Source organism: Streptomyces sp. NPDC006624 (assembly GCF_040611555.1).
Taxonomy (GTDB): domain Bacteria; phylum Actinomycetota; class Actinomycetes; order Streptomycetales; family Streptomycetaceae; genus Streptomyces.
Window position 1 is genome coordinate 198,854 of sequence record NZ_JBEXOM010000012.1, and the last position, 26,623, is coordinate 225,476.

14 protein-coding genes, 1 tRNA gene, 1 rRNA gene and 1 pseudogene are annotated in these 26,623 nt (G+C 71.6%); 3 read left to right on the forward strand and 14 right to left on the reverse strand.

Annotated features, from left to right (window positions below; translation table 11 throughout):
* Positions 1 to 9: 9 nt before the first annotated feature.
* Positions 10 to 840 (reverse strand): annotated as a pseudogene (locus tag ABZY20_RS23060) (AraC family transcriptional regulator); the annotation flags it as partial.
* Between the two features lie 129 nt (positions 841 to 969).
* Between ABZY20_RS23060 and ABZY20_RS23065 the strand changes: the two are divergent.
* Both ABZY20_RS23065 and ABZY20_RS23070 read left to right on the forward strand, forming a co-directional pair.
* Positions 970 to 5,886, forward strand: coding sequence for an ATP-dependent helicase (locus tag ABZY20_RS23065; RefSeq protein ID WP_356443404.1), 4,917 nt, complete (start codon positions 970 to 972; stop codon positions 5,884 to 5,886).
* 163 nt (positions 5,887 to 6,049) lie between these two features.
* Positions 6,050 to 6,877 (forward strand): DNA-formamidopyrimidine glycosylase family protein, encoded by an 828-nt coding sequence (locus tag ABZY20_RS23070; RefSeq protein WP_356443405.1) that lies wholly within the window; start codon positions 6,050 to 6,052, stop codon positions 6,875 to 6,877.
* A 45-nt stretch (positions 6,878 to 6,922) separates the two neighbouring features.
* On the opposite strand, the gene ABZY20_RS23075 is transcribed toward ABZY20_RS23070, so the two are convergent.
* From ABZY20_RS23075 to ABZY20_RS23120, 10 genes are all read right to left on the reverse strand, one after another.
* Positions 6,923 to 7,180 (reverse strand): hypothetical protein, encoded by a 258-nt coding sequence (locus tag ABZY20_RS23075; protein ID WP_356443406.1) that lies wholly within the window; start codon positions 7,178 to 7,180, stop codon positions 6,923 to 6,925.
* Between the two features lie 370 nt (positions 7,181 to 7,550).
* The gene (locus tag ABZY20_RS23080; protein WP_356443423.1) at positions 7,551 to 8,021 is read right to left on the reverse strand and encodes a DNA starvation/stationary phase protection protein; all 471 of its coding nucleotides are present in this window, start codon (positions 8,019 to 8,021) and stop codon (positions 7,551 to 7,553) included.
* 212 nt (positions 8,022 to 8,233) lie between these two features.
* Complete coding sequence (locus ABZY20_RS23085) at positions 8,234 to 8,614, reverse strand: helix-turn-helix transcriptional regulator (RefSeq protein WP_003993396.1); 381 nt, start codon at positions 8,612 to 8,614, stop codon at positions 8,234 to 8,236.
* 109 nt (positions 8,615 to 8,723) lie between these two features.
* Positions 8,724 to 9,269, reverse strand: coding sequence for a CinA family protein (locus ABZY20_RS23090; protein WP_356443407.1), 546 nt, complete (start codon positions 9,267 to 9,269; stop codon positions 8,724 to 8,726).
* Positions 9,266 to 10,219 (reverse strand): CDP-diacylglycerol--glycerol-3-phosphate 3-phosphatidyltransferase, encoded by a 954-nt coding sequence (gene pgsA, locus ABZY20_RS23095; protein ID WP_356443424.1) that lies wholly within the window; start codon positions 10,217 to 10,219, stop codon positions 9,266 to 9,268. Before pgsA ends, ABZY20_RS23090 begins: the two co-directional genes overlap by 4 nt.
* Positions 10,220 to 10,422: 203 nt before the next feature.
* A complete protein-coding gene (gene rimO / locus ABZY20_RS23100; RefSeq protein WP_356443408.1) occupies positions 10,423 to 11,904 on the reverse strand; it encodes a 30S ribosomal protein S12 methylthiotransferase RimO in 1,482 nt (493 codons plus the stop codon).
* A 93-nt stretch (positions 11,905 to 11,997) separates the two neighbouring features.
* The gene (locus ABZY20_RS23105; protein WP_356443409.1) at positions 11,998 to 12,843 is read right to left on the reverse strand and encodes a RodZ domain-containing protein; all 846 of its coding nucleotides are present in this window, start codon (positions 12,841 to 12,843) and stop codon (positions 11,998 to 12,000) included.
* A 263-nt stretch (positions 12,844 to 13,106) separates the two neighbouring features.
* On the reverse strand, positions 13,107 to 15,836 hold the full coding sequence (locus tag ABZY20_RS23110) for a DNA translocase FtsK 4TM domain-containing protein (RefSeq protein WP_356443410.1): 2,730 nt from the start codon (positions 15,834 to 15,836) through the stop codon (positions 13,107 to 13,109).
* A 127-nt stretch (positions 15,837 to 15,963) separates the two neighbouring features.
* Positions 15,964 to 16,644, reverse strand: coding sequence for a response regulator (locus ABZY20_RS23115; protein WP_356443411.1), 681 nt, complete (start codon positions 16,642 to 16,644; stop codon positions 15,964 to 15,966).
* A gap of 319 nt (positions 16,645 to 16,963) precedes the next feature.
* Positions 16,964 to 22,435: a HAMP domain-containing protein gene (locus ABZY20_RS23120; RefSeq protein ID WP_356443412.1), complete on the reverse strand. Its 5,472-nt coding sequence runs from the start codon at positions 22,433 to 22,435 to the stop codon at positions 16,964 to 16,966.
* Between the two features lie 381 nt (positions 22,436 to 22,816).
* Between ABZY20_RS23120 and ABZY20_RS23125 the strand changes: the two genes are divergently transcribed.
* Positions 22,817 to 25,570 (forward strand): SpoIIE family protein phosphatase, encoded by a 2,754-nt coding sequence (locus tag ABZY20_RS23125; protein ID WP_356443413.1) that lies wholly within the window; start codon positions 22,817 to 22,819, stop codon positions 25,568 to 25,570.
* Between the two features lie 43 nt (positions 25,571 to 25,613).
* Here ABZY20_RS23125 and ABZY20_RS23130 read toward each other — a convergent pair.
* The 3 genes from ABZY20_RS23130 to rrf form a co-directional block, all read right to left on the reverse strand.
* A tRNA-Thr gene (locus ABZY20_RS23130) sits at positions 25,614 to 25,689 on the reverse strand.
* A 73-nt stretch (positions 25,690 to 25,762) separates the two neighbouring features.
* Positions 25,763 to 26,425, reverse strand: a complete 663-nt coding sequence (locus ABZY20_RS23135; protein WP_356443425.1) for a DegT/DnrJ/EryC1/StrS family aminotransferase — start codon at positions 26,423 to 26,425, stop codon at positions 25,763 to 25,765.
* Positions 26,426 to 26,539: 114 nt separating this feature from the next.
* Positions 26,540 to 26,623, reverse strand: a 5S ribosomal RNA gene (rrf, locus tag ABZY20_RS23140); the annotation flags it as partial.

Sequence of the window (26,623 nt, forward strand, 5' to 3'; positions counted from 1 at the left end):
GGCCGGCCACCGCGGCGCGTCTTGTACGTTCTTGCGCTCCTTCTGGTACGCGCCCGGAGGCACTCCGACGATCCGGCTGAAGTGCCGGTTCAGGTGCGGCTGGTCGGTGAAGCCGACCGCCACGGCGACTTCGGAGGGGGCCGTTCCCCGGTCGAGCAGGTGCCGTGCCCTGCGCACCCGCGCGTCCGTGAGCCAGGTGTGCGGCGGCATCCCGTATGCGTCGCGGAAGGCCCGCAGCAGCGCGAACGGGCTGGTGCCCAGGTCGGCCGCCAGCCGCTCCAGGCTCGGCGGCTGCTCCATCCGCTCCTCCAGCACGGCACGCGCGCGTGCGGCGATCCGGGCGCCGGCCGTCCGCACCTCCCGCCGGGGCAGGGGTCCTCCGTTCGACCGCAGCAGCCGGGTCACGGCCACCCGGAGCAGGGTGTCGGCGGCCAGCGCGTTGCCCTCGTCGGCGGCCCGCAGCACCTGGTGCACCAGCCCGACGGCGTACGGGTCGTCCACCACGGGGCTGACGAACCCCGGGGTCCCCCGCAGCGTGGTCGTCTCGGCCGCGATCTCCGCCACCACGTCCACGGACGGGTACACGGCCCCGTACCGCCACCCCTCGGGCACCCCGGCCCGCCCGGTGTGCGGCGTGTCAGGGTTCACCAGCGCCAGGGCGCCGGCTCCGGCGTACTGGTCGCCCCCGCCGTGGTGGAACACCTCCACGCCGTCGGCGTTGGCGGCGATCACGAAGTTCTCGTGGGTGTGCCGCACGAACGTCTTGCGCACGTACCGGGCCCGGAGCAGGTCCACCCCGGGCAGCTCCTCGTACCTCCAGTGCTGTGCGCGCTCGCTCATACGACCATTGTCGGCCGAGCACGCGGGGCCCCGCCCCACCCCTGTCCCGGAGCGGCCTCGCCCGTCCCGAGACGGCGGGCGAGGCGGCGGCGACCGCCCGATGTCAGTGCCGGGGTGCACGATGGACGCATGCCCAGCACAGCACCCGGACCCCTGGACGGCTTCTCCCCCGCGACCCGAGCGTGGTTCACGGGCGCCTTCCCCGCGCCCACCACGGCGCAGGCCGGTGCGTGGCAGGCCATCCACGAGGGCTCGGACGTGCTGGTCGTGGCTCCCACCGGTTCCGGCAAGACGCTGGCCGCCTTCCTCGCCGCCCTGGACGAGCTGGCGTCGACCCCGCCCCCGGCCGACCCCAAGAAGCGCTGCCGCGTGCTGTACGTCTCCCCCCTCAAGGCCCTGGCGGTGGACGTCGAGCGCAACCTGCGCAGCCCTCTGACCGGCATCCGCCAGGAGTCCGTGCGGATGGGCCTGCCGGAGCCGGAGGTCAAGGTGGGCATCCGCTCGGGCGACACCCCGGCCGCCGAGCGCCGCGCCCTGTCCACGCGCCCGCCGGACATCCTGATCACGACGCCCGAGTCACTGTTCCTGATGCTGACGTCGGCCGCACGCGACGCGCTGGCCGGCGTCGAGACGGTGATCCTCGACGAGGTGCACGCGGTCGCCGGCACCAAGCGCGGCGCCCACCTCGCGCTCTCCCTGGAGCGCCTGGACGACCTCCTGCCGAAGCCGGCCCGCCGCATCGGCCTGTCCGCGACGGTCCGTCCGGTCGACGAGGTGGCCCGGTTCCTCTCGCCGCGCCGCAAGGTGGAGATCGTCCAGCCGGAGTCGGGCAAGGAGTTCGACCTGTCCGTGGTCGTCCCCGTGGAGGACCTGGGCGAGCTGGGCGGTTCCCCGGTGTCGGAGGGCTCGGAGGGCGCCGAGCGCCCGTCGATCTGGCCGCACGTCGAGGAGCGCATCACCGATCTGGTCCAGTCCCACCGCTCCACGATCGTCTTCGCCAACTCCCGGCGCCTGGCGGAGCGGCTCTGCAACCGTCTGAACGAGATCGCGTACGAGCGGGCCACGGGCGAGCCGCTCGACGAGCACCATTCCCCCGCCGAGCTCATGGGCGGTTCGGGCGGCACCCAGGGCGCTCCGCAGATCATCGCCCGTGCCCACCACGGCTCGGTGTCCAAGGAGCAGCGCGCCCTGGTCGAGGAGGACCTGAAGGCCGGCCGGCTGCCCGCGGTCGTGGCCACGTCCAGCCTGGAGCTGGGCATCGACATGGGCGCGGTCGACCTCGTGGTCCAGGTGGAGTCGCCCCCCTCGGTCGCCTCCGGGCTGCAGCGCGTCGGCCGCGCCGGCCACCAGGTGGGCGCGGTCTCCACCGGTGTGGTCTTCCCGAAGTACCGCGGCGACCTGGTCCAGGCCGCGGTGGTGACCGAGCGCATGCGCACGGGTGCCATCGAGTCCCTCAGGGTTCCCGCCAACCCGCTGGACGTCCTGGCCCAGCAGGTCGTCGCGATGACGGCCATGGACACGTGGCAGTTCGACGACCTCCTCGCCGCCGTCCGCCGCGCCGCCCCGTTCACCTCGCTCCCCGAGTCGGCCTTCACCGCGGTCCTGGACATGCTGGCGGGCCGCTACCCGTCGGACGCCTTCGCGGAGCTGCGCCCGCGCGTGGTGTGGGACCGCGTCACCGGTGAGATCACCGGCCGCCCCGGCGCCCAGCGCCTCGCCGTCACCTCCGGCGGGACGATCCCCGACCGCGGCCTCTTCGGCGTCTTCCTCGCCGGCGCCGACCCGAAGAAGGGCGGCGGACGGGTCGGCGAGCTCGACGAGGAGATGGTCTACGAGTCCCGGGTCGGTGATGTGTTCACGCTCGGCACGAGTTCCTGGCGCATCGAGGACATCACCCGCGACCGGGTCCTGGTCTCCCCGGCCCCGGGTGTGCCGGGCCGGCTGCCCTTCTGGAAGGGCGACCAGCTGGGCCGCCCGCTGGAGCTGGGCCGGGCGGTGGGCGCGTTCCTGCGCGAGGTCGGTTCGCTGACCAAGGACGACGCCCGGCTCCGCCTGGTCGCCGCCGGCCTGGACGCCTGGGCGGCGGACAACGTGCTGTCGTACCTGGACGAGCAGCGCCAGGCCTGCGGCCACATCCCCGACGACCGGACGATCGTCGTGGAGCGCTTCCGCGACGAGCTCGGCGACTGGCGGGTCGTCGTGCACTCCCCCTTCGGCGCCCAGGTGCACGCCCCCTGGGCGCTCGCGCTCGGAGCGAAGCTCTCCGAGCGGTACGGCATGGACGCGCAGGTCATGCACGCCGACGACGGCATCGTGCTGCGCCTGCCGGACGCCGACCTGATGGGCTTGGACCTGCTGGACCAGGAGCCGCTGAAGGCGGGCCGGGAGTACGACGCCGATCAGGCACCGGTGAGCGCCGCGGACGTCGTCTTCGACAAGGGCGAGGTCGACCAGGTCGTCACCGACCAGGTGGGCAGTTCCGCCCTGTTCGCCTCCCGCTTCCGCGAGTGCGCCGCCCGCGCGCTGCTGCTGCCGCGCCGCAACCCGGGCAAGCGCACCCCGCTGTGGCAGCAGCGGCAGCGTGCCTCGCAGCTGCTGCAGGTGGCGAGCGAGTTCGGCTCGTTCCCGATCGTGCTGGAGGCGGTCCGCGAGTGCCTCCAGGACGTCTTCGACGTTCCCGGCCTCGTCGAGCTGATGGGCGATCTGGAGTCCCGCAGGGTCCGCCTCGTCGAGGTCACCACCCCCGAGCCGTCGCCCTTCGCGCGCTCCCTGCTCTTCGGGTACGTCGCCCAGTTCCTGTACGAGGGCGACTCCCCGCTCGCCGAGCGCCGCGCCGCCGCCCTGTCGCTGGACTCCCGGCTGCTGGCCGAGCTGCTGGGGCAGGCGGAGCTGCGCGAGCTGCTCGACGCGGAGGTGCTGGCCGAGCTGGAGCGTGAGCTGCAGTGGCTCACGGAGGACCGCCGGGTCAAGGACGCCGAGGGCGTCGCGGACCTGCTCCGCCTGCTCGGGCCGCTCACGGACGCCGAGCTCGGCGAACGGGGCGCGGAGCCGCGCTGGGCCGAGGAGCTGGCCGGTGCCCGTCGCGCGATCCGGGTCCGGATCGCCGGAGCGAGCCACTGGGCGGCCATCGAGGACGCGGGCCGCCTGCGCGACGCCCTGGGCACAGCACTGCCGGTCGGCGTCCCGGAGGCCTTCACCGAGCCCGTCAAGGACCCGCTCGGCGACCTCCTCGCCCGCTACGCGCGCACCCACGGCCCGTTCACCTCGGCCACGGCCGCGGCCCGTTTCGGCCTGGGCGTGGCGGTCACCGAGGGCGCCCTCCAGCGGCTCTCCGCGGCCGGGCGGGTGGTGCAGGGAGAGTTCCACCCGGCGGGCATCGGCCAGGAGTGGTGCGACGCGGCCGTGCTGCGCCGTCTGCGCCGCCGCTCCCTCGCCGCGCTGCGGCACGAGCTGGAGCCGGTGCCCCCGGCCGCGCTCGCCCAGTTCCTCCCCCAGTGGCAGCACATCGGCAGGGGGCACTCTCTGCGCGGCATCGACGGCCTGGTGCGCGCCATCGAGCAGATGCAGGGCGCCTCCGTACCGGCGTCCGCCCTGGAGAAGCTCGTGCTGCCCTCCCGTGTCGTGAACTACGCCCCGGCGATGCTGGACGAGCTCACCGCCGCCGGTGAGGTCGTCTGGGCGGGGGCGGGATCCCTGCCCGGCAAGGACGGCTGGGTCTCCCTCTACCTGGCCGACGCGGCCCCCCTGCTCCTGCCGCCCCCGCACCCCCTGGAACTGACCGCCCTGCACCAGTCCGTCCTGGACACCCTCTCGGGCGGCTACGGCCTGTTCTTCCGCCAGATCGCCGACCAGGTCCGGGCCACCACCCACCCGGAGGCCAGCGATCCGCAGCTGGCCGACGCCCTGTGGGACCTGGCCTGGTCCGGCCGTCTGACCAACGACACGCTCACGCCCATGCGCTCCCTGCTCGGCTCGGGCCGCACGGCGGGCTCCACGGCCCACCGCGCCAAGCGTTCCGTCCCGCGCGGCCGGTACGGCTCCCTGACGGCCGCGGCCCGTACGGCGTCCCGCTCCGGCCCGCCCACGGTCGCCGGCCGCTGGTCCCTGCTCCCCGCGCACGAGCAGGACCCCACCGTGCGCGCCCACGCCCTCGCCCGCACCCTCCTCGACCGGCACGGCGTGGTCACCCGGGGCGCCGTCGCGGCGGAGGGCGTCGAGGGGGGCTTCTCGGCGACGTACCGTGTGCTGTCCGTCTTCGAGGAGAGCGGCCAGGCCCGCCGCGGCTACGTGGTGGAAGGCCTCGGTGCCGCGCAGTTCGCGATGGACGGCGCGGTGGACCGCCTGCGCGCGGTGTCCAACGCCCGCGACCGCGGCGAGGACCTGCCCGGCCCGCCCCCGGCCCTGGACGCCGACCCGTTCCCCGCGCACGACTTCGCCGGGCCGGACGACTCCGCCCCCAGCAGCGACCACACCGACGACCCGGGCCACGACGGCTTCCCCGACCTGGGCGTCAGCCCTTTCGACACCGCCCAGCCCTCCCGTGACGAGTGGGTCTCGCCCCGCGACCACGCACAGCAGAGCGTCCCGCCCTGGCAGAACGGCGGACGCGCCCCGTACGGCTCGGGGCTCCCGGGCGGCCGCTCCCGCTCCGACACGTCCCGGGCCGTCGTCCTGGCCGCCGCCGACCCGGCGAACGCGTACGGCGCCGCCCTGCCCTGGCCCGAGCCCCCGACCGGCGCCGGACACAAGCCCGGCCGCAAAGCGGGCTCCCTGGTGGTACTCGTCGACGGTGAGCTGACGCTCTACATGGAGCGCGGCGGCAAGACCCTGCTCGCCTGGCCCACCGACCCGGACGGCGACCTCACCGACGATCCCCGCCTGCGCCCGGCCGCCGAGGCCCTGGCCTCGGCGGCCCGCGCGGGCTCCCTCGGCACGGTGACCGTGGAGCGCGTCAACGGCGCCCAGGCCCTCACCTCCCCGATCGGCACCCTCCTGGAAGGAGCGGGCTTCATCGCGACGCCCCGAGGACTCCGCCTGCGCGCCTGACGGCCACGAGGCCAGAGGCAGGACGCCTGAGGCAGGCCCAGGGGGCGAACACCCGCTCGCCTGACCCGCTCCCGGCCCCGGCCCGGACAGCCACGCGCCACCCGCCGACGCCCCACCGCCAGCCAAACCCCGCGAACGCCCGCCCCCGTGCCACCCTTGACCCATGCCCGAAGGAGACACGGTCTGGCAGGCCGCGAAACGGCTGCACGGCGCCCTGGCCGACCAGGTGCTGACCCGCAGCGACCTCCGGGTGCCCCGCTTCGCCACGGCCGACCTCACCGGCCGCAGGGTCCTGGACGTCACCGCGCGCGGCAAGCACCTCCTCGCCCGCATCGAGGGCGGCCTGACCCTCCACTCCCACCTGCGGATGGACGGCGCCTGGAAGGTCTACGAGAACGGCAGGCGCTGGACCGGCGGCCCCGGCCACCAGATCCGCGCGATCCTCGGCACCGCCGACCGCACGGCCGTCGGCTACCGCCTGCCCGTCCTGGAACTGCTGCGCACCACCGACGAGCACCGCGCGGTGGGCCATCTCGGACCCGACCTCCTGGGCACGGACTGGGACCCCGACCGCGCCCTGGCCAACCTCTTCCAGGACCCCGCACGCCCCCTCGGCGAGGCGCTGCTGGACCAGCGCAACCTGGCCGGCATCGGCAACGTCTACAAGTGCGAGCTCTGCTTCCTGCTCGGCGTCACCCCCTGGCTCCCCGTGGGCGACCTGCCCGCCGACCGCGCCGCGAAGCTGCCGGCCCTCGCCAAGAAGCTGCTGGAGGTGAACCGCGACCGCCCGATCCGCAGCACGACGGGCCGCCGCGGCCAGGACCTCTTCGTCTACGGCCGCTCCCCCCGCCCCTGCCTGCGCTGCCGCACCTCCATCCGGGTCGCCGACCAGGGCGACGGCTCCCGCGAACGCCCCACCTACTGGTGCCCCACCTGCCAACCGGGCCCGGCCCCGGCTCCCGTACGCGCCCGCCACAACGGGATCAGCTGACATCCCGCCAGAAACGCTCGTACGGCAATCTTCACGCCCCTCCCCTCACCCCCTCCGCGGCGCCCCACCCCTCCCCCGGAATCCCCAGAGCTGCCGCCACCGCCCCGTGTCCACCACACCGCTCGCCCGCCCCTTCGGCACGCAGTGCACCGGCAGCACGCTCAACCCCCACCCGCCGGCCGCGACCGCCGCCTCCAGCGCCCCCGCCCCGGGCACGGCCACCAGCCGCACCACGGCCCACCACCACAGCCCCACGAGCCCCAGCACGGCCGCACGGACCCCCCAGCGCCCTATCGCCGCCATGGCCGCCACCTCCGGCCCGACGGTATTCGGCGGCTAGGCCTCCCAGGCAGGGCGCACCACGGGCACAACGGCGCACCGCCGCCGCCAGGGTCACCCCCACCACCGGGTGCACCGCGCATGCGGCAAGCACCGCGCACGCCGTGCACGTCGTGTACACCATGCACACCGCGCACCCCGCGCACCCCGCGAGCGCGACGAAAACCAAGCGCGCCGCCGCACACACCCCGCGCCCCGCGCCCCACCCCGCGTCCCGCCCCACTCATCCCAGGGCGGCTCACCACACGGCGACTCGCCCCACGGCGGCTCACGCCACCCCTCACCCCGGCGAGGCCTCCGGCCGGCCCGCCGGCCGCTGCCGCGCCCGCTCGCGTCACCCGTTCTCGGCCTGGAACATCCAGTGATGCTTCTCCAGATCCGCCGTGATCTGGATGAAGATGTCCTGGCTCACCGCATCCGGCTCACCGGTCGACTCGATGCGCTCCCGCATCCGCGTGATGACGGCGCCCAGCGCCTCCACCAGTGTCCCGACGGCGGTCGTGTCGTCGACCCAGCCCTCGGGCGTCACGCCGATCCCGCTGCCGACGGCGACCGTCGCGGCCCGGCCGTCGGGCGAGATCCCGAGCGCCGCGGCCCGCTCGGCCACGAGGTCGGAGTATCGGCGCGCGGTGTCGACGACCTCGTCGAGCTGGAGGTGGACGGAACGGAAACGCGGCCCCACCACGTTCCAGTGGATCTGCTTCGCCACCAGGGCGAGATCCACCAGGTCGGCGAGGGCGCCCTGCAGCGCCTCGGACACGGTCTTGATGCTCGCGTCCGACAACGGGCTCTTCACGACGTACATCCGCACCTCCGTGGACTGTCCCCGGGCCATGCCCTCCACGATGACCGCCATACGCCATAGCGGCAAACGCACGCAAACCGGGCAGGGGCCGTCAGGCGCCGGGGCGCGGCCGGGCGAAGGCGGCGCACATGCGAAAACCCCGGGCGGCACCCCTCCGGATCTCCCGGAGAGGCCCGGCCGGGGCCTCGTTCATGCCGTGCGGGCGCAGAGCCTCACGCGGCGACGACGTCCACCGCTTCGGCAGGCGCCTTGATGGTCACCCGTTCCGGTGGCACACCGGTCACCGAAACAGAGCCCAGCATCGGTCGAACCGGCGTGGGCACAGGCTCGCTGGGGGTGGCCGCAGCAGACTGGGCCAGCTCGGCGAGGGCGAGTTCGTCGCTCACTTCCCGCATGAGCTCGGACATCCGTACGTCCAACGCGTCGCAGATGGCGGAGAGCAGCTCGGAGGAAGCCTCCTTCTGCCCCCGCTCCACCTCGGAGAGATAGCCGAGTGAGACTCGGGCGGACGAGGAGACTTCGCGCAGAGTACGGCCCTGGCGCTGGCGCTGCCGACGCAGCACGTCACCCAGCAGGCGACGGAGCAGAATCATCGGTGGCTCCCTCCTCGGACCGCGTAGCCGCATCCATTACGCCCCACCGTACCGCCTTGCGCCGCGGCCGTGCGGGGAGCGATGTCGTGTTCACTCAGGGCTGCAAACATCAAAACCCCCCGTTCCGTTCCGTATCCTGTGCCCGCTCATTCCCAGTCTGTTCGCCCGCAAGCTGCTCCAGGAGCAGTGCGAGTACGCTCCGTACACTCTCTCTACGAATTTCCGCGCGGTCGCCGTTCAACCGCAGACCCTCCACTTTTCCGCCGCCGGCGGAACCGGAATCCGGCGCGAGGGGCCCGTCGACGGCGATGAAGACCGTTCCGACGGGCCGGCCGTCCTGGGGCTCCGGACCGGCGACGCCGGTGGTCGCGATGCCCCAGTCGGCGCCGAGCGCCTTGCGGACGCCTGCGGCCATCTGGGCCGCGACCTGCGCGTCCACCGCGCCGCGCGCCGACAGCAGAGCGGCGTCGACACCGAGCAGTTCGCGCTTCAGTTCGGTGGCGTAGGCCGTCACCGAGCCCCGGAAGACCTTGGACGCCCCGGGGACCGACGTGATCTCCGCCGCCACGAGGCCACCGGTCAGCGACTCCGCGACAGCGAGCGTCTCGCCCTTCACTGTGAGTAGTCGCACCACGTCGGTGGCCGTGGAACTCACGCTTCCTTCTCCTCCAACGCGGCCTTGCGCGCGGCGATTCCCTGCCGGCGCAGCACAATGGCCTGTTTCACATAGTCGAGGCCGGTCAGGACGGTCAGCACGACCGCCGCGGCCATCACCCACCATCTCAGCGTGGCCAGCCACCCCGTCAGCGCCAGCACGTACATGCCGACGGCGACGCCCTGGGTGAGGGTCTTGAGCTTGCCCCCACGGCTCGCGGGGATGACGCCGTACCGGATGACCAGGAAACGCAGCAGGGTGATGCCGAGTTCCCGTCCGAGGATGACGCCGGTCACCCACCACGGCAGGTCGCCGAGTGCGGACAGGCAGATCAGCGCCGCTCCCATGATGGCCTTGTCGGCGATGGGGTCGGCGATCTTCCCGAAGTCCGTGACCAGGTTGTACGTCCGTGCCAGATGGCCGTCGAAGAGGTCGGTGATCATGGCGATGGCGAAGGCCGCCCAGGCCAGCGACCGCCACGCCGGGTCGTATCCGCCGTCCGCGAGCATCAGCGCCACGAAGGCCGGTACGAGCAGCAGCCGCAGCATGGTCAGCAGGTTGGCGATGTTCCAGACGCTGGCCTGGTTCACGGCGGCCGCCGCCAGCTTCGCCCCCCGCGGGGCCTTCCCATCGTCCAGCGCGTCCGATCCGGGAACCTGCCCGTCGGATCCGGGGTCCTGCGCGCCGGATGCGGGGCCCTGCCCGTCGGATGCGGGGCCCTGCGAGCCGGCGACGGCCGCGCTCTCACCCGCACCGGACGTGCGGGCAGCGCCCCCACCGTGCGCCGCGTCGGACGCCCCGGGGGCGGCCGCAGCGCGCCCCGCCCCGGGCGCCCCGGCAGCAGCCGCACCGGGCTCTGCCTGCGCCCCGCCGAGACTCGTGTCCGGAACCGCGCCCGGAACCGTGTTCGGACCCGTGCCGGGCTTCGCGTCGGACGTCGTCCTGCCCAGACCCGCGGGCCCCTGCTCGGACGCGCCACCGCGTCCCGCACCGGACCCGCCGTCGGCCGACCGCGCCATCGCGCGCACCGGCGGCGCTCCGGACACCGGCCTCGCGGCCACCGAGGACGCGGCCATCGAGGACGCGGGCACCGCACCGGCCACGGCCCTCCTCGCGCCGGAGGCACCTCCCGCCGCGGATGCCGGGACACCCGTCATCTGCCCGCCTCCTCACTCCGCGCAGGTGACGCGAACGAGCTCTGCAGCGGCTCGGCCACGAGGTCGACACCTTCCGTACCGACCACCTTCGCCTCGACCATACGGCCGGGGCGCAGGCCCGTGCCGCTCGTGAGCAGCACCTGGCCGTCCGTCTCGGGTGCCTGGTGCGCGGCGCGGCCGTACACGCCGTCCTCGCCGTCGACGGACTCGACCAGGACGTGCACGGTCTGGCCGACGCGCTCCTCGGCCCGCTGCGAGACGAGTTCCTCCGCGAGCCGCGAGACGTGGGCCAGCCGCTCGGCGACGACGTCCTCGTCGAGCTTGTTGTCGTAGGTGGCCGCTTCGGTGCCCTCCTCGTCGGAGTAGCCGAAGACGCCGATGGCGTCGAGCCGCGCGCCGTTCAGGAAGCGCTTCAGCTCGGCGAGGTCGGCCTCGCTCTCGCCGGGGAAGCCGACGATGAAGTTGGAGCGCACGCCCGCCTCGGGTGCCTTGCTCCTGATGGTGTCGAGCAGCTCCAGGAAGCGGTCGGTGTCGCCGAAGCGGCGCATCGCGCGCAGCACGCCGGGCGCGGAGTGCTGGAAGGACAGGTCGAAGTAGGGAGCGACCTTCGGGGTCGAGGTCAGCACGTCGATCAGGCCGGGCCGCATCTCGGCCGGCTGGAGGTAGCTGACGCGGACCCGCTCGATGCCGTCGACCTCGGCGAGTTCGGGCAGCAGCGACTCCAGCAGGCGGATGTCGCCCAGGTCCTTGCCGTACGAGGTGTTGTTCTCGGAGACCAGCATGATCTCTTTGACGCCCTGCTCGGCCAGCCACCGCGTCTCGTTGAGAACGTCGCTCGGGCGGCGTGAGATGAAGGAGCCGCGGAAGGACGGGATGGCGCAGAAGGAGCAGCGCCGGTCGCAGCCGGAGGCGAGCTTCACGGAGGCGACCGGGGAGCCGTCCAGCCGGCGGCGCAGGGGCGCGCGCGGGCCGGAGGCCGGAGCGAGGCCCTCCGGGAGGTCCGCGGGGGCGTGCCCGGGCAGGGCGACCTCGGCGGCCGACTCCTGCCGCTCGGCCGGGCTGATGGGCAGCAGCCTGCGCCGGTCGCGCGGGGTGTGCGAGGCGTGGATGCCGCCGGACAGGATGGTCTGGAGGCGGTCGGAGATGTCCGAGTAGTCGTCGAACCCGAGGACACCGTCGGCCTCGGGGAGGGCCTCGGCGAGTTCCTTGCCGTACCGCTCGGCCATGCAGCCCACCGCCACGACGGCCTGGGTTCTGCCGTGTCCCTTGAGATCGTTGGCTTCCAGGAGGGCGTCGACGGAGTCCTTCTTGGCGGCCTCGACGAAGCCGCAGGTGTTCACGACGGCGACGTCCGCGTCCCCGGCGTCCTCCACGAGCTGCCAGCCGTCCGCCTCCAAACGGCCTGCGAGCTCCTCCGAGTCCACCTCGTTACGGGCGCAGCCAAGGGTGACCAGTGCGACGGTACGGCGTTCAGGCATGGGCTCAAGACTACTTCGTCCCGCTGACACCCCACGTCGACGGGGTTGGCCGATCACGGCCAACCCCGTATGTCACGCAGCCCTCGGTGCCGGTCACCCGGCCTCGGGGTCGCCCTTTGTGTAGGTCAGGCGTTCGACGGACCCCGGCTGGAAGTTCTCTTCGATCTTCTTGCCGTTGACGAAGAGGTCGATCGCGCCGGCGTCGCCGAGGACGAGGTGGACCTTGGAGCTGTCCTGGAAGGTCTTGGTGTCGCCCTGCTTGAGGACGCCGTCGAAGAGCATCCGGCCGTTGTGGTCCTTGGCGGCGATCCAGCTGCGGCCGTCGGCGGCGACCACCCGGACGGTCACCTTGTCCCGCGGCGCGGCCGCGATGGCGCTGTCGGACGGCTCGGGCGCGGGGTCGGCGGGCTTCTTGGTCTTGGTGGTCGGCGAGACGGATTCACTGGGCGAGGAGCCCTCGGCCACGGTCGCCTCGCCGCCGTCGTCGCCGCCCTGGAACATCGTGAAGCCGACGAAGCCGATCACGGCGACGATCGCCGCGACCATGGCCGCGGTCCAGTTGGGGCCCCGCCGCTCCGGACGGATGCGTTCCGCCTCGAACAGGGGGGCTGCGGGGGTCGGTGCGGGGCGTCCGCCGTGCTCGTCGCCGTACTGCGCGAGCAGCGGCTCCGGGTCGAGGTGGACGGCCTTGGCCAGGGTCCTGATGTGCCCGCGGGCGTAGACGTCACCGCCGCAGGGCGTGAAGTCGTCCGCCTCGATGGCATGCACGATGTTCATACGGACCCGGGTGGCGCTACTGACGTCGTCGACGGTCAGCCCGGCGGCGATACGGGCCTGCCGCAGGACGGTGCCGATGGAGGGGCGGGCTTCCTCGCGGTCTGCTTCGACGTGCTCGTTTTCGAACGGACGCTCGTCTTCAGGGGAGTTGCCGATGGACACGGGGGCGCCTTTCGAGCGTGTAGCCGCCTGTGCTGGAAGTTCAGTCTAGGGGGGGTACAAAACGGTGGGGCAACCGGGCGGTGACACTTTGTACGCCATCGGAATGGCCCGACAGTCCGATGGTGGGCTCACTGCTTTTCACTTCGCTCAACTTGACGTACGCCGAAGGGAAACGGTTGCTCGATGATCCCTTACGGAAGAGTCACGATCAGGACACTCGTTTGCCGTAACGCCTCGTGAGGCGATCACCGTGCCTCGTTTCCCTACCCTTCAGACTCCCCCCGGATCACGGCGAGCACGCCATCCAGCTCGTCAGGCTTCACAAGAACGTCACGTGCCTTCGAACCCTCACTCGGTCCGACGATGTTCCGGGACTCCATCAGGTCCATCAGCCGTCCGGCCTTGGCGAAACCGACACGCAGTTTGCGCTGGAGCATGGACGTCGAGCCGAACTGCGTGGAGACGACCAGTTCGGCCGCCTGGCACAGCAGGTCGAGGTCGTCGCCGATGTCCTCGTCGATCTCCTTCTTCTGCTTGGTGCCCACGACGACGTCGTCGCGGAAGACGGGCGTCATCTGCTCCTTGCAGTGCCGGACGACCCCGGCGATCTCCTCCTCGGTGACGAAGGCGCCCTGCATACGGGTGGGCTTGTTGGCCCCCATCGGCAGGAACAGCCCGTCGCCCTTGCCGATGAGCTTCTCGGCGCCCGGCTGGTCGAGGATGACGCGCGAGTCGGCCAGCGAGGAGGTGGCGAAGGCGAGCCGGGAGGGCACGTTCGCCTTGATCAGGCCGGTGACGACGTCCACCGACGGCCGCTGCGTGGCGAGCACCAGGTGGATGCCGGCCGCGCGGGCGAGCTGCGTGATGCGCACGATCGCGTCCTCGACGTCCCGCGGCGCGACCATCATCAGGTCGGCGAGCTCGTCGACGATGACCAGCAGGTAGGGGTACGGCTGGAGGTCGCGCTCGCTGCCCTCGGGCGGCTTGACCTTGCCCTCGCGCACGGCCTTGTTGAAGTCGTCGATGTGCCGGTAGCCGTAGGCGGCCAGGTCGTCGTAGCGCAGGTCCATCTCGCGCACGACCCACTGCAGCGCCTCGGCGGCCCGCTTGGGGTTGGTGATGATCGGCGTGATCAGGTGCGGGATGCCCTCGTAGGCCGTCAGCTCCACCCGCTTGGGGTCGACGAGGATCATCCGGACGTCCTCGGGGGTCGCCCGCATCATGATCGAGGTGATCAGGCAGTTGATGCAGGACGACTTGCCGGAGCCGGTGGCGCCGGCGACCAGCATGTGCGGCATCTTCGCCAGCGAGTGCATGACGTAGCCGCCCTCGACGTCCTTGCCGAAGGCGACCAGCATCGGGTCGTCGTCCTCCGCGGACTCCGCCAGGCGCAGCACGTCACCGAGGTTGACCATCTCGCGGTCGGTGTTGGGGATCTCGATGCCGACCGCGGACTTGCCGGGGATGGGGCTGATGATCCGCACGTCCGGGGAGGCGACGGCGTAGGCGATGTTCTTCGCCAGCGCGGTGATCCGCTCGACCTTCACGGCGGGGCCGAGCTCGACCTCGTAGCGCGTGACCGTCGGCCCGCGGGTGAAGCCGGTGACCCTGGCGTCGACCTTGAACTCGGTGAAGACGGTGGTCAGCGCCGCGACTATGGCGTCGTTGGCGGCGCTGCGGGCCTTGCCCGGGCCGCCGCGCTCCAGCAGGTCGAGCGAGGGCAGCGCGTAGGTGATGTCGCCGGAGAGCTGGAGTTGCTCCGCGCGCGCGGGCATGTCGCGGGGTTCGGCGGGCGGGGCCTTGGTGAGGTCGCGGACGCCCGCCCTCGGCTTCTGCGGTTCGGGCGTGTCCTGCTTCGGCTTGTCCTGCTGGGGCCGGGCGGCGGGGACGGGCGTCGGGGTGGTCGGCTCCTGGTCGCCCACCCGCACGCCCTGGGTGAGGTCCGCGACGACCGGTGAGGGCGGCATCCCGTGCAGCACGGCGCCGTCGAGCGCAGCGGCGGCCGCCGCGGCGACGTCCACGGCGTCCCGGGGCCGGTCCATGTCGGGCTGCGGCACGGCCGACCGCCGGGGACGCCCCCGACGCTGCGAGAGCGCCTCCTGCTCGGCGTGGTCGGGGTCGTACGCCGCGGGCGCCGGCGCACGCCGGCCGCGCGGGCGCGCGGGCAGCGCCTCGCGCCACTGCTCGTCGTAGCGCTCGTCGTCCTCGCCGAACTCGTCCTCGACGGGGTCGCGGACGATCCCGAGCCGGACGCCGAGCAGCCGCAGCCGCTGCGGGATGGCGTTGACCGGGGTGGCCGTGACCACCAGCAGCCCGAAGATCGTCAGCAGCACCAGCAGCGGTACGGCCAGCACATCGCCCATGGTGTACGACAGCGGGGTCGCCATCGCCCAGCCGATGAGGCCGCCGGCGTCCCTTATGGCCTGCATGCCGTCACCGCGCGCGGGTGAGCCGCAGGCGATGTGGACCTGGCCGAGCACACCGATGACGAGCGCGGACAGGCCGATGACGATGCGCCCGTTGGCCTCGGGCTTCTCCGGGTGGCGGATGAACCGGACGGCGATGACGGCGAGCAGTATCGGCACGAGCAGGTCGAGCCGGCCGAAGGCGCCGGTCACCAGGATCTCGACCAGGTCGCCCACCGGGCCCTCGAGGGCGGCCCAGGTGCCGGCGGCGACGATCAGCGCGAGGGCCAGCAGCAGCAGGGCGACGCCGTCCTTGCGGTGGGCCGGGTCGAGGTTCTTGGCGCCCTGCCCTATGCCGCGGAAGACGGCGCCGACGGCGTGCGCCAGGCCGAGCCACACGGCGCGCACGAGCCGGTAGACGCCCCCGGTGGGGCTCGGTGCCGGCCTGGGCGCGACCTTCTTGGCCGCGGCCTTCCGGGCGGGCGCCTTCTTCGCGGGAGCCTTCTTGGCGGCGGCCTTCTTCGCCGGAGCCTTCGGGGCCGCCTTCTTCGCGGGCGACTTCTTGGCTGCGGAGGGACGTGAGGCCATAGGTGTGAGGTTACCGGGGGAGACGACACAGGACACGTGTGCCTACGGCTTCACCCGTTCGTGTCGCTCCGGGAGAGGCACGAAACTGACGCGCGGTCACGGGCGGACAACGCTGTCCGCCTGCGCGTCAGTTCTGCGAGGGCACCGAAGAGGTGTTCCCGGTGCCCGGCTCCAGGGCGTCCAGCGCCCGCCGCAACCCCGTGAGCTTGCGCTCCAGATGAGCCGCCGTGGCCACCGCGGCCGCGTCCGTGGAATCGTCGTTGAGCTGCTTGGTCAGCGCCTCGGCCTGCTCCTCGACGGCCGCGAGCCGCGCGGAGAGCTCCGCGAGCAGACCGGCCGACTCCTTGGTCTCGCCGCCCGCGTCCTTGCCGTTGCCCTCCAACTGCAGCCGCAGCAGCGACGCCTGCTCACGCAGCTGGCAGTTCTTCATGTACAGCTCGACGAAGACGGAGACCTTCGCGCGCAGCACCCACGGGTCGAACGGCTTGGAGATGTAGTCCACCGCTCCGGCCGCGTACCCCCGGAAGGTGTGATGCGGGCCGTGGTTGATCGCCGTGAGGAAGATGATCGGGATGTCCCGGGTCCGCTCGCGCCGCTTGATGTGCGCCGCCGTCTCGAAGCCGTCCATACCCGGCATCTGGACGTCCAGCAGGATGACCGCGAAGTCGTCCGTGAGCAGCGCTTTCAGCGCCTCCTCCCCGGACGATGCCCGCACCAGCGTCTGATCGAGCGCAGAGAGGATCGCCTCCAGCGCCAGCAGATTCTCCGGCCGGTCATCGACCAGGAGGATCTTGGCCTTCTGCACCATGGCCCGCCCTCCTCGCCCCGGCGTGGGGCCTCCCCTGTCCGCAGGACCTGAGGATGCACCGGTGGGTGCCGCCCCAGGGGACGACTCCCTTGCGCCGCCCGTCCTTGTGCCGGTCATCGTAGCCGCACCCCACCTGTCGACACACCCTGTCACCGCGATGTCACTGTGCATGCCATTGTGCACGTTGCAGAAACGCCGCAGGAGACCTGAAGGTTCCCCGGATCCCGTCCTTCTACACGACTATCCGCCGATCCGGCCGGCGACTCCAGGTGAGCACCGAACCTTCCCGCCACGGTCGCGCGACGGCCCGACGATCCCCTCATTCCCCTCGCATCCACTGATCCATCACCGTGAGCAGGTGATCGGGGTCGACCGGCTTCGTGACGTAGTCGGAGGCGCCCGACTCGATCGCCTTCTCCCGGTCGCCCTTCATCGCCTTCGCGGTCAGCGCGATGATCGGCAGCCCGGCGAACTGCGGCATCCGCCGGATCGCCGTGGTCGTCGCGTACCCGTCCATCTCGGGCATCATGATGTCCATCAGGACGACCGCCACGTCGTCGTGCTGCTCCAGGACCTCGATGCCCTCGCGGCCGTTCTCGGCGTACAGCACCGACAGGCCGTGCTGCTCCAGGACGCTGGTCAGCGCGAAGACGTTGCGGATGTCGTCGTCGACGATCAGCACCTTCTGGCCGCCGAAGCGGATGCCGCGCTGCGTCCTCGGCGCCGTCGGCTGCTCCGAGGGCGTCCACTGCTCCTGCTGCGCCGGACGCGCCTGGAGCTCGGGCATCCTGCGCCGCCGCCGGAACAGGGCTGCCGGCCCGTTCTGCGTCTCGCGGTACGACGCCACCTCGGCCGGCGTCTCGGCCTCCACGTCGGACAACTCCGACGGGTCGGACGTCGACGCCACCAGGTCACCGGCCTCCAGGGAGGGCAGCTGCTGCTGGTAGCCCTGCGGCGGCAGCTCACTGGGGTGCAGCGGCAGGTACAGCGTGAACGTCGAGCCGCGGCCGGGCTCGCTCTGCGCGTGGATCTCACCGCCGAGCAGCTGCGCGATCTCCCGCGAGATGGACAGCCCCAGGCCCGTGCCGCCGTACTTGCGGCTGGTGGTGCCGTCGGCCTGCTTGAACGCCTCGAAGATCACCCGCATCTTGCTTGACGCGATGCCGATGCCGGTGTCCGTCACCGAGAACGCGATCAGCTCGGCGTCCGGATCGGTCAGCGACCCGGCCTCCAGCAGCTGCTCCCGGATCCGCTGCGGCACGTCGTCCCGGGCCGGCCTGATCACCAGCTCCACCGACCCCGAATCGGTGAACTTCACCGCGTTCGACAGCAGGTTGCGCAGCACCTGCAGCAGCCGCTGCTCGTCGGTGTGCAGCGTGGCCGGCAGCTCCGGGGAGACCCGCACGGACAGGTCCAGGCCCTTCTCGGCGGTCAGCGGCCGGAAGGTCGCCTCCACGTAGTCCACGAGCTGCACCAGCGCGATCCGCGTCGGGGAGACGTCCATCTTCCCCGCCTCGACCTTCGACAGGTCGAGGATGTCGTTGATGAGCTGCAGCAGGTCCGAACCGGCCCCGTGGATCGTCTCGGCGAACTCGACCTGCTTCGGGGAGAGGTTCCCCTCGGCGTTGTCGGCGAGCAGCTTGGCCAGGATCAGCAGCGAGTTCAGCGGCGTACGCAGCTCGTGCGACATGTTCGCCAGGAACTCGCTCTTGTAGCGCATCGACACCGCGAGCTGCTCGGCGCGCTCCTCCAGGACCTGCCGCGCCTCCTCGATCTCGGTGTTCTTCACCTCGATGTCGCGGTTCTGCTGGGCCAGCAGCTCGGCCTTCTCCTCCAGTTCGGCGTTGGACGCCTGCAGCGCCTTCTGCCGCTGCTCCAACTCGGCCGACCGCTCACGCAGTTGCTCGGTCAGCTCCTGCGACTGCGCCAGCAGCAGCTCCGTCTTGGTGTTCACGGAGATGGTGTTGACGCTGGTGGCGATCATCTCCGCGATCTGGTTCAGGAAGTCCTTCTGGATCTGCGTGAACGGCGTGAAGGACGCCAGCTCGATGACGCCGAGCACCTTTCCCTCGAACAGCACCGGCAGCACGATCACCTGCGCGGGCGGCGCCTCGCCGAGCCCCGAGGAGATCTTCAGGTAGCCGCTGGGCGCGTTCTCCACCAGGATCGTGCGCTTCTCCGTGGCGGCCGTGCCGATCAGCGCCTCACCGGGCCGGAACGACGTCGGCATGGAGCCCATCGAGTAGCCGTAACTGCCGAGCATGCGCAGCTCGTACTGGTCCTCGTCGGCGGCGTTCATGTCCTCGCCGTCGACCAGCGGCATGGCGAGGAAGAACGCGCCGTGCTGGGCCGAGACCACCGGCGTCAGCTCGCTCATGATCAGCGACGCCACGTCCTCCAGGTCGCGGCGGCCCTGCATGAGCGCGGAGATGCGGGCCAGGTTGCCCTTGAGCCAGTCCTGCTCCTTGTTGGCGATCGTGGTGTCACGCAGGTTGGCGATCATCTTGTTGATGTAGTCCTGGAGTTCCTGGATCTCCCCGGACGCGTCCACGTCGATCTTCAGGTTCAGATCGCCCCGGGTCACCGCCGTCGCCACGCGCGCGATGGCCCGCACCTGCCGGGTCAGGTTCCCGGCCATCTCGTTCACGGACTCCGTCAGGTCCCGCCAGGTGCCGTCCACGTCACGCACGCGTGCCTGGCCGCCCAGCTGCCCTTCCGTACCCACCTCACGGGCGACGCGGGTGACCTCCTCGGCGAACGACGACAGCTGGTCGACCATCGTGTTGATGGTCGTCTTCAGCTCCAGGATCTCGCCGCGGGCATCGATGTCGATCTTCTTCGTCAGGTCGCCCTTGGCGATGGCGGTGGTCACCATGGCGATGTTGCGCACCTGGCCGGTGAGGTTGGACGCCATCTGGTTCACCGACTCGGTGAGGTCCTTCCACGTACCCGCCACACCCGGTACGTGCGCCTGCCCGCCGAGAATGCCGTCCGTGCCCACCTCACGGGCCACCTTGGTGACCTGCTCGGCGAACGAACTCAGCGTCTTCACCATCGTGTTGATGGTGTCCGCGAGCTGCGCGACCTCGCCGCGCGCCTCGATGGTGACCTGCCGCGTCAGGTCACCGTTGGCCACCGCCGCCGAGACCTGGGAGATGTTGCGCACCTGAGTGGTGAGGTTCTTCGCCATCAGGTTGACGTTGTCGCTCAGGTCCTTCCAGATGCCCGTGACCCCCGGCACGTGCGCCTGGCCGCCCAGGATGCCCTCGGTACCCACCTCACGGGCCACCCGGGTCACCTGCTCGGCGAACGAGGACAGCTGGTCCACCATCGTGTTGACGGTCGTCACCAGCTCCAGGATCTCGCCCTTGGCGTCGACCGTGATCTTCTTCGACAGATCACCCCGGGCCACCGCCGTCGTGACCTCGGCGATGTTGCGCACCTGGATGGTCAGGTTGTTCGCCATGCCGTTCACGGACTGGGTGAGGTCCTTCCAGGTGCCGGAGACGCCCTGCACCTCGGCCTGACCGCCCAGGATGCCCTCCGTACCCACCTCACGGGCCACCCGGGTGACCTCCTGGGCGAACGACGACAGCTGGTCCACCATCGTGTTCAGGGTGTTCTTCAGCTCCAGGATCTCCCCGCGCGCGTCCACGGTGATCTTCTGCGACAGGTCACCCCGGGCCACCGCGGTCGCCACCTGGGCGATGTTGCGCACCTGCGCGGTGAGGTTGCCGGCCATGCCGTTCACCGAGTCGGTCAGGTCGCGCCACACACCGGCCACACCGGGCACCTGCGCCTGACCGCCCAGCCGCCCGTCCGTGCCCACCTCGCGCGCGACCCGGGTCACCTGGTCGGCGAAGGCCGACAGCTGGTCGACCATCGTGTTGATGGTGTTCTTCAGCTCCAGGATCTCGCCGCGCGCGTCCACGTCGATCTTCTGCGACAGGTCGCCCCGCGCCACGGCCGTCGTCACCTGCGCGATGTTGCGCACCTGGGAGGTGAGGTTGCCGGCCATCGAGTTGACGGAGTCCGTCAGCTCCTTCCACGTGCCCGACACGCCGTCCACCCGGGCCTGACCGCCGAGCCGACCCTCGGTGCCCACGTCCCGGGCCATCCGCGTCACCTGGTCGGCGAAGCTCGACAGCTGGTCCACCATCGTGTTCACGGTGTTCTTCAGCTTGAGCATCTCGCCCGAGACGTCGACCGTGACCTTCTGCGAGAGGTCACCGTTGGCCACCGCCGTCGTCACCTGGGCGATGTTGCGCACCTGACCGGTGAGGTTGCGGAACGCCGTGTTGACGGAGTCCGTCAGGTCCTTCCACGTCCCCGCCGCACCCGGCACCTGCGCCTGACCGCCCAGCTCGCCCTCGACACCGATCTCCCGCGCCACACGCGTCACTTCGGCACCGAAGGAGGACAGCTGGTCCACCATCGTGTTGACGGTGTTCTTCAACTCCAGCATCTCGCCGGCCACGTCGACCGTGACCTTCTGCGACAGATCACCGTTGGCCACCGCCGTCGTCACCGCGGCGATGTCCCTCACCTGGGTGGTCAGGTTCCGGAAGACCGTGTTCACCGAATCGGTGAGGTCCTTCCACGTCCCCGCCGCACCCGGCACGTTCGCCTGACCGCCCAGCCTGCCCTCGGCCCCGACCTCGTTGGCCACCCGTGTGACCTCGTCCGCGAAGATCCGCAGCGTCTCGGTCATCTGGTTGATCGTGTCGGCGAGCTGCGCCACCTCGCCGCGCGCCGGGACCGTCACCTTTCGGGACAGGTCACCGTTGGCGACCGCCGTCGTCACCTCGGCGATCCCGCGTACCTGGGCCGTGAGGTTCCCGGCCATGGTGTTCACGGAATCGGTCAGTTCCTTCCACACACCGTCGACGCCGGGCACCTGCGCCTGACCGCCCAGCGCCCCCTCGGTACCCACCTCGCGGGCCACCCGGGTCACCTCGGAGGAGAACGCCGACAGCTGGTCCACCATCGTGTTGACGGTGTTCTTCAGCTCCAGCATCTCGCCGGCCACGTGCACCGTGACCTTGCGCGACAGATCGCCCTTGGCGACCGCCGTCGTCACCAGCGCGATGTCCCGCACCTGGGCCGTCAGCCGGTACGCCATCGTGTTGACGGAGTCCGTCAGGTCCTTCCACGAACCCGACATGCCACGCACCTGTGCCTGACCGCCCAGCTTGCCCTCGGTGCCCACCTCACTGGCCACACGCGTGACCTCGTCGGTGAACGTCGACAACTGGTCGACCAGGTTGTTCACGGTCCGGCCGACCTTCAGGAACTCGCCCCGCAGCGGCTGGCCGTTCCCCTCCGGGACCTGCGTGCGCAGCTCCATACGCGGCGACAGATCACCCTCGGCCACCGCCGACAGCACCCTGCTGACCTCGGAAACCGGCCGCACCAGGTCGTCCACCAGGGCGTTCGAGTTGTCGATCGCCGTCGCCCAGGAACCCTCACAGGCCCCCGTCTCCAGCCGCTCGGTCAGCTTGCCCTCACGGCCCACCATCCGCCGCACCCGCGACAGCTCACCCGTCAGATGCAGGTTCCGGTCGGCCACCTCGTTGAAGACGGCCGCGATCTCCGACATCACGCCGTCGCCGGACACCGTGAGCCGCTTGCGGAAGTTCCCGTCCCGCATCGACACCAGGGCCGCCATCAGCCGGTTCAGCGCGGCCGTGTCCACCTCCGTGGTGCCGTTGCGCGCCCTGCCCTGGTTGCTCGGGGACTGTCCGCCTTTCGCGCGCGTCCTCGTGCCACGCGTCGCTGCGCCAGACTCCACTGTGTCCCTCCCGCAGGGGTCGACCGTCACTGCTCTGCCCGGGGTACCACGCTCGGCGTACCGGTTACTACTGCGTATTCTCGCCCTGCCCACCAGGCCGTTCCCAGGGGGCTGCTGCCCGCCGTACGCCTTCGTCACTCAGCCTGCCCGGACCTTCACGAGAAGCCTGCCCAGTGTTTCACCCCGGCCGAACCAGGCCATAACAGTTCGGCAGCTTCGCACACCGTCCGCACACCCTCCGGACGGAAACACTGCAGACCGGCATCCATTCGGACCGCGAAGGTAAGTAACCTTGCATCCGGCTGTCCAGCCACGCCGGTCCGTCCGGCCTGGGCGGTGGCACGAAGACGAGCGGGCATCGGAGGGGCGGCCGCACACAACATGACCACCGGACTGATCCCGGGGGGACAGCCCCCGGACCCCCAGCCTACGGGCGGCCTGCCGCAGCAACGGCACCAGCCGTCCGGACCCACGGATCAGCACGTCGAGAACCGGTCGAGGAGTTCTGTGATCACCGCGCGCGCGGCCGCCAGTTTCGAGCCCGTCGGGCGATCGGTCGCGAGCGCCCGCTCCTTCGTCCGCGACACCCTCCAGGGCTGGGGCTTCGCCGACATCGTCGACGACGCCGTCGTTCTCACCAGCGAACTGGTGACCAACGCCGTCGTCCACGCCGGCACCAGCGCCGACGTGCTGTGCCTGCGCAGCGACGAGGGCGCGCGAATCGAGGTGGCCGACCGGTACCCCGAGCGCGAGATCCCGCTGCAGGGCACCGCCGTCAACATGGGCAGCCCCGACCGCGAGGGCGGCCGCGGCCTCCAGCTCTGCGCCGCCCTCGCGGGCCGCTGGGGCGTCGAGTACACGCCCACCCACAAGACCGTCTGGTTCCAGCTCGACCTCCCCGCCCGCACCGTGGGCACCCGCGCCGCCGGCCCGGTCCTGCCCGCCGACCTCCTCCCCCTCGCCGACGGCCGGGTCCGCGTGGCCGTCGTCCAGATCGACCGCACCGGCCACATCACCGCCTGGAACGAGGACGCCGAGGAACTCTTCGGCTACCCGGCCGGGCAGGTCACCGGCAAGCCCCTCACCGACCTCGCCGCCTGGCCGCACACCCCCGGCACCAGCACCGGCATCGCGGAGGCCCTGCGCCTGTCCCGCTGGGAGGGCAGCTACGGCATCCGCGACGCCACCGGCCGCGTCCTCCCCGTCTACGCCTCCCACCTGCGCGTGCGCGACACCGGCGGCGAACCGTCAACCGTGTGCCTCCTGGTGAGGGACCACGAACGGGCAGTTCTGCAGACCCCGCTGCGCATCCCCGCCACCGACACCTCGACCGGCTCCGAGGGCCAGAGCACCGACCCGTTCGAGGTGTTCATCGGCTCCCCCGCCCCGGACGACCTCGACGGCCTGCTGCAGCGCACGGTCGAACGCGCCCGCGACATGCTCGACGGCGACTCGGCGTTCCTGCTGCTCGCCACCGACGACGAGACGGAACTGGAGGTCCGCGCCTCCACCGGCCTGCCCTCCGCCCGCCAGCGCTTCGCCCGCGTCCCCGTCGAGGCGGGCACCGGCCGCTACGGCTCCGCCCGCATGCCGGCCGTCCACGACGACCTGACCGCGGTCGCCGGCGCGGTGCCCCTGCTGAACGGCACGGGCATGCGCTCGGTCGTCACCGTCCCCCTCAAGGTCGAGGGCCGCCTCACCGGCTCCCTCGGCGTAGCCGCCGAGGCTCCCGGCAGGTACTCCAACGAGGAGGCCCTGCGCCTGCAGTTCGCCGCCGACCGCATCGCCCTGGCCGTCGAGTCGGCCCGTCTGGGCGAACTGGAACGCCTGCGCCGCGGCTCCCTGAGCTTCCTGGTCGAGGCCTCCGACCTGCTGGCCGGCACCCTGGACCGCGACCAGACCCTGGCCCTGATGGCCCAGATGACGGTCCCCACGCTCGCCACCTGGTGCGCGGTCTACACGATCGCCGACCAGGCCTCCGAGCCGTACCTCTCCTACGTCCTGCACGAGGACGAGGAGCTCATCGACGGCATCAAGTCCCTGCTGTCGAAGGTCCCCCCGCCCGACCCGGTGCCCACCCCCGGCGCCCGCGTCTGGACGGCCCCCGCCGAGATCGCCCACCAGGCCGCCCTGCGCAGTTCCATGCGCAGCCTCGGCCTCAGCGGCAGCCCGACCCGCCAGGTCACCCCCGGCATCGGCCCCACCCTCACCACGGCCTCCGCGGTCGGCGGCGAGACGGTCGTCCTCCCCCTGGTCGCCCGCAACCGCGTCATCGGCATGCTCACGCTCGGCAAGCCGACCGACGAGCACTTCCGCCAGGAGATCCTGGAACTCGCCGAGGATCTCTCCCGCCGAGCCGCCCTGGCCCTGGACAACGCCCGCCTCTACTCGGAGCGCACGGCGATCAGCCAGTCCCTCCAGCGCAGCCTGCTGCCCCCGGAGCTCCCCTCCATCGACGGCGTCGAGGTCGAGGTCATCTACCGCGCGGCCGGCGAGGGCAACGAGGTCGGCGGCGACTTCTACGACGTCTTCCCCATCCGCGACGGCGCCTACGGCTTCGCCATCGGCGACGTCTGCGGCACGGGCCCGAACGCGGCGGCGGTCACCGGCCTGGCCCGGCACGCGCTGCGCCTCCTCGCCCGCGAGGGCCTCAGCGGCCCGGCGGTCCTGGAGCGTCTGAACTCCGCCATCCTCGACGAGGGCGCCCGCAGCCGCTTCCTCACGCTCCTCTACGGCGAGATGCGCCCCCAGGAGGACGGCAGCGCCGAGCTGAAGGTCGTCTGCGCAGGCCACCCGCTCCCGCTCCGTCTGCGCCAGGACGGCACGGTCGAGCCGGCCGCCGAACCCCAGCCGCTCCTCGGCGTCATCGACGACCTGGAGCTCTACGAGGAGACGGTCACCCTCGACCCGGGCGATGTCCTGCTGTGCGTCACCGACGGCGTCACCGAACGCCGCGAGGGCACCCGCATGCTGGGCGACGACGGTCTCGCGGACGTCCTCACGACGTGCACGGGCCTGACGGCGGGCGCGGTCGCGGCCCGCATCATGCGCGCGGTGGAACGCTTCGCGTCGGACGCGCCCTCCGACGACATGGCGATCCTGGCGATGCGCGTCCCGGAACTCCAGAAGGACTAGAGCACGAAAAAGGCCCCACCCTTGAGGGTGGGGCCTTTTCTGCTGGAGCCCCCAAACGGAATCGAACCGTTGACCTTCTCCTTACCATGGAGACGCTCTGCCGACTGAGCTATAGGGGCCTGTTGTCCGGCGGGTTCCCCCGGCGGCAACGGAATAGATCATACCCCGAACAGACCCGTGCTCCCAACCAGGTCAGAAGGCGGGCTGCAGCAGCCCTCCGAGGGCATTGCAGGCGGACACGATCCGCTGCATGTCCCGCTTGGTGAGCGTCGCGTCCACCGGCAGCGCGAGCGTCTCGTCGGCAGCCCGCTCCGTCTCCGGCAACGACACGCACCGCCGGAACTCGGGCAGCCGGTGCACGGGCGTCTTCACCGGCACCCGGCACTCAACTCCCTTGCCGCGTACGGCCCGGGCGAAGGCGTCCCGGTCCGGCCGCCCGTTGCCCGGGACCCGCACGACGTACTGCTGGTAGGTGTGCCCGTCACCACCGTCGGGCGTCCGCACACCTCGCAACTTCGCGTCGAGATAGGCCGCCCGCTCCCGGCGCCTGGCTATCTCGTCGTACGGCGCCTCGGACTCCCCTTGCTCCAGCACGAGCAGGCCGTGCCGCCGGCCCACCGCGTGCAGCCCCGCCATCCCGGCGAGCCGCCCGAAGCGGTGGACGACCACCACCGCCGCGGTCCGCGGAGTCACCGCGGCTTCGACGGCGGAGGCATCCAGGCAGTAGGTGGCGGGATCTATGTCGGCGAACACCGGCAGCGCCCCGGCCATGGCCACGGCCTCGGCGACCTCGACGTTCCCGAAGGCCGGCACGACGACCTCGTCACCGAGTCCGACACCGGCGGCCCTGAGCATTGCAGCAGTACCCATGCCGTGGATGCTGGTTGCGCAATGTGAACTTCAAGTGACGCGCAACAAAAAAGGGTTGGACCCCGAACCGAAGTTCAGGGTCCAACCCTTTCAATAATTGTTCGGCGGCGTCCTACTCTCCCACAGGGTCCCCCCTGCAGTACCATCGGCGCTGTAAGGCTTAGCTTCCGGGTTCGGAATGTA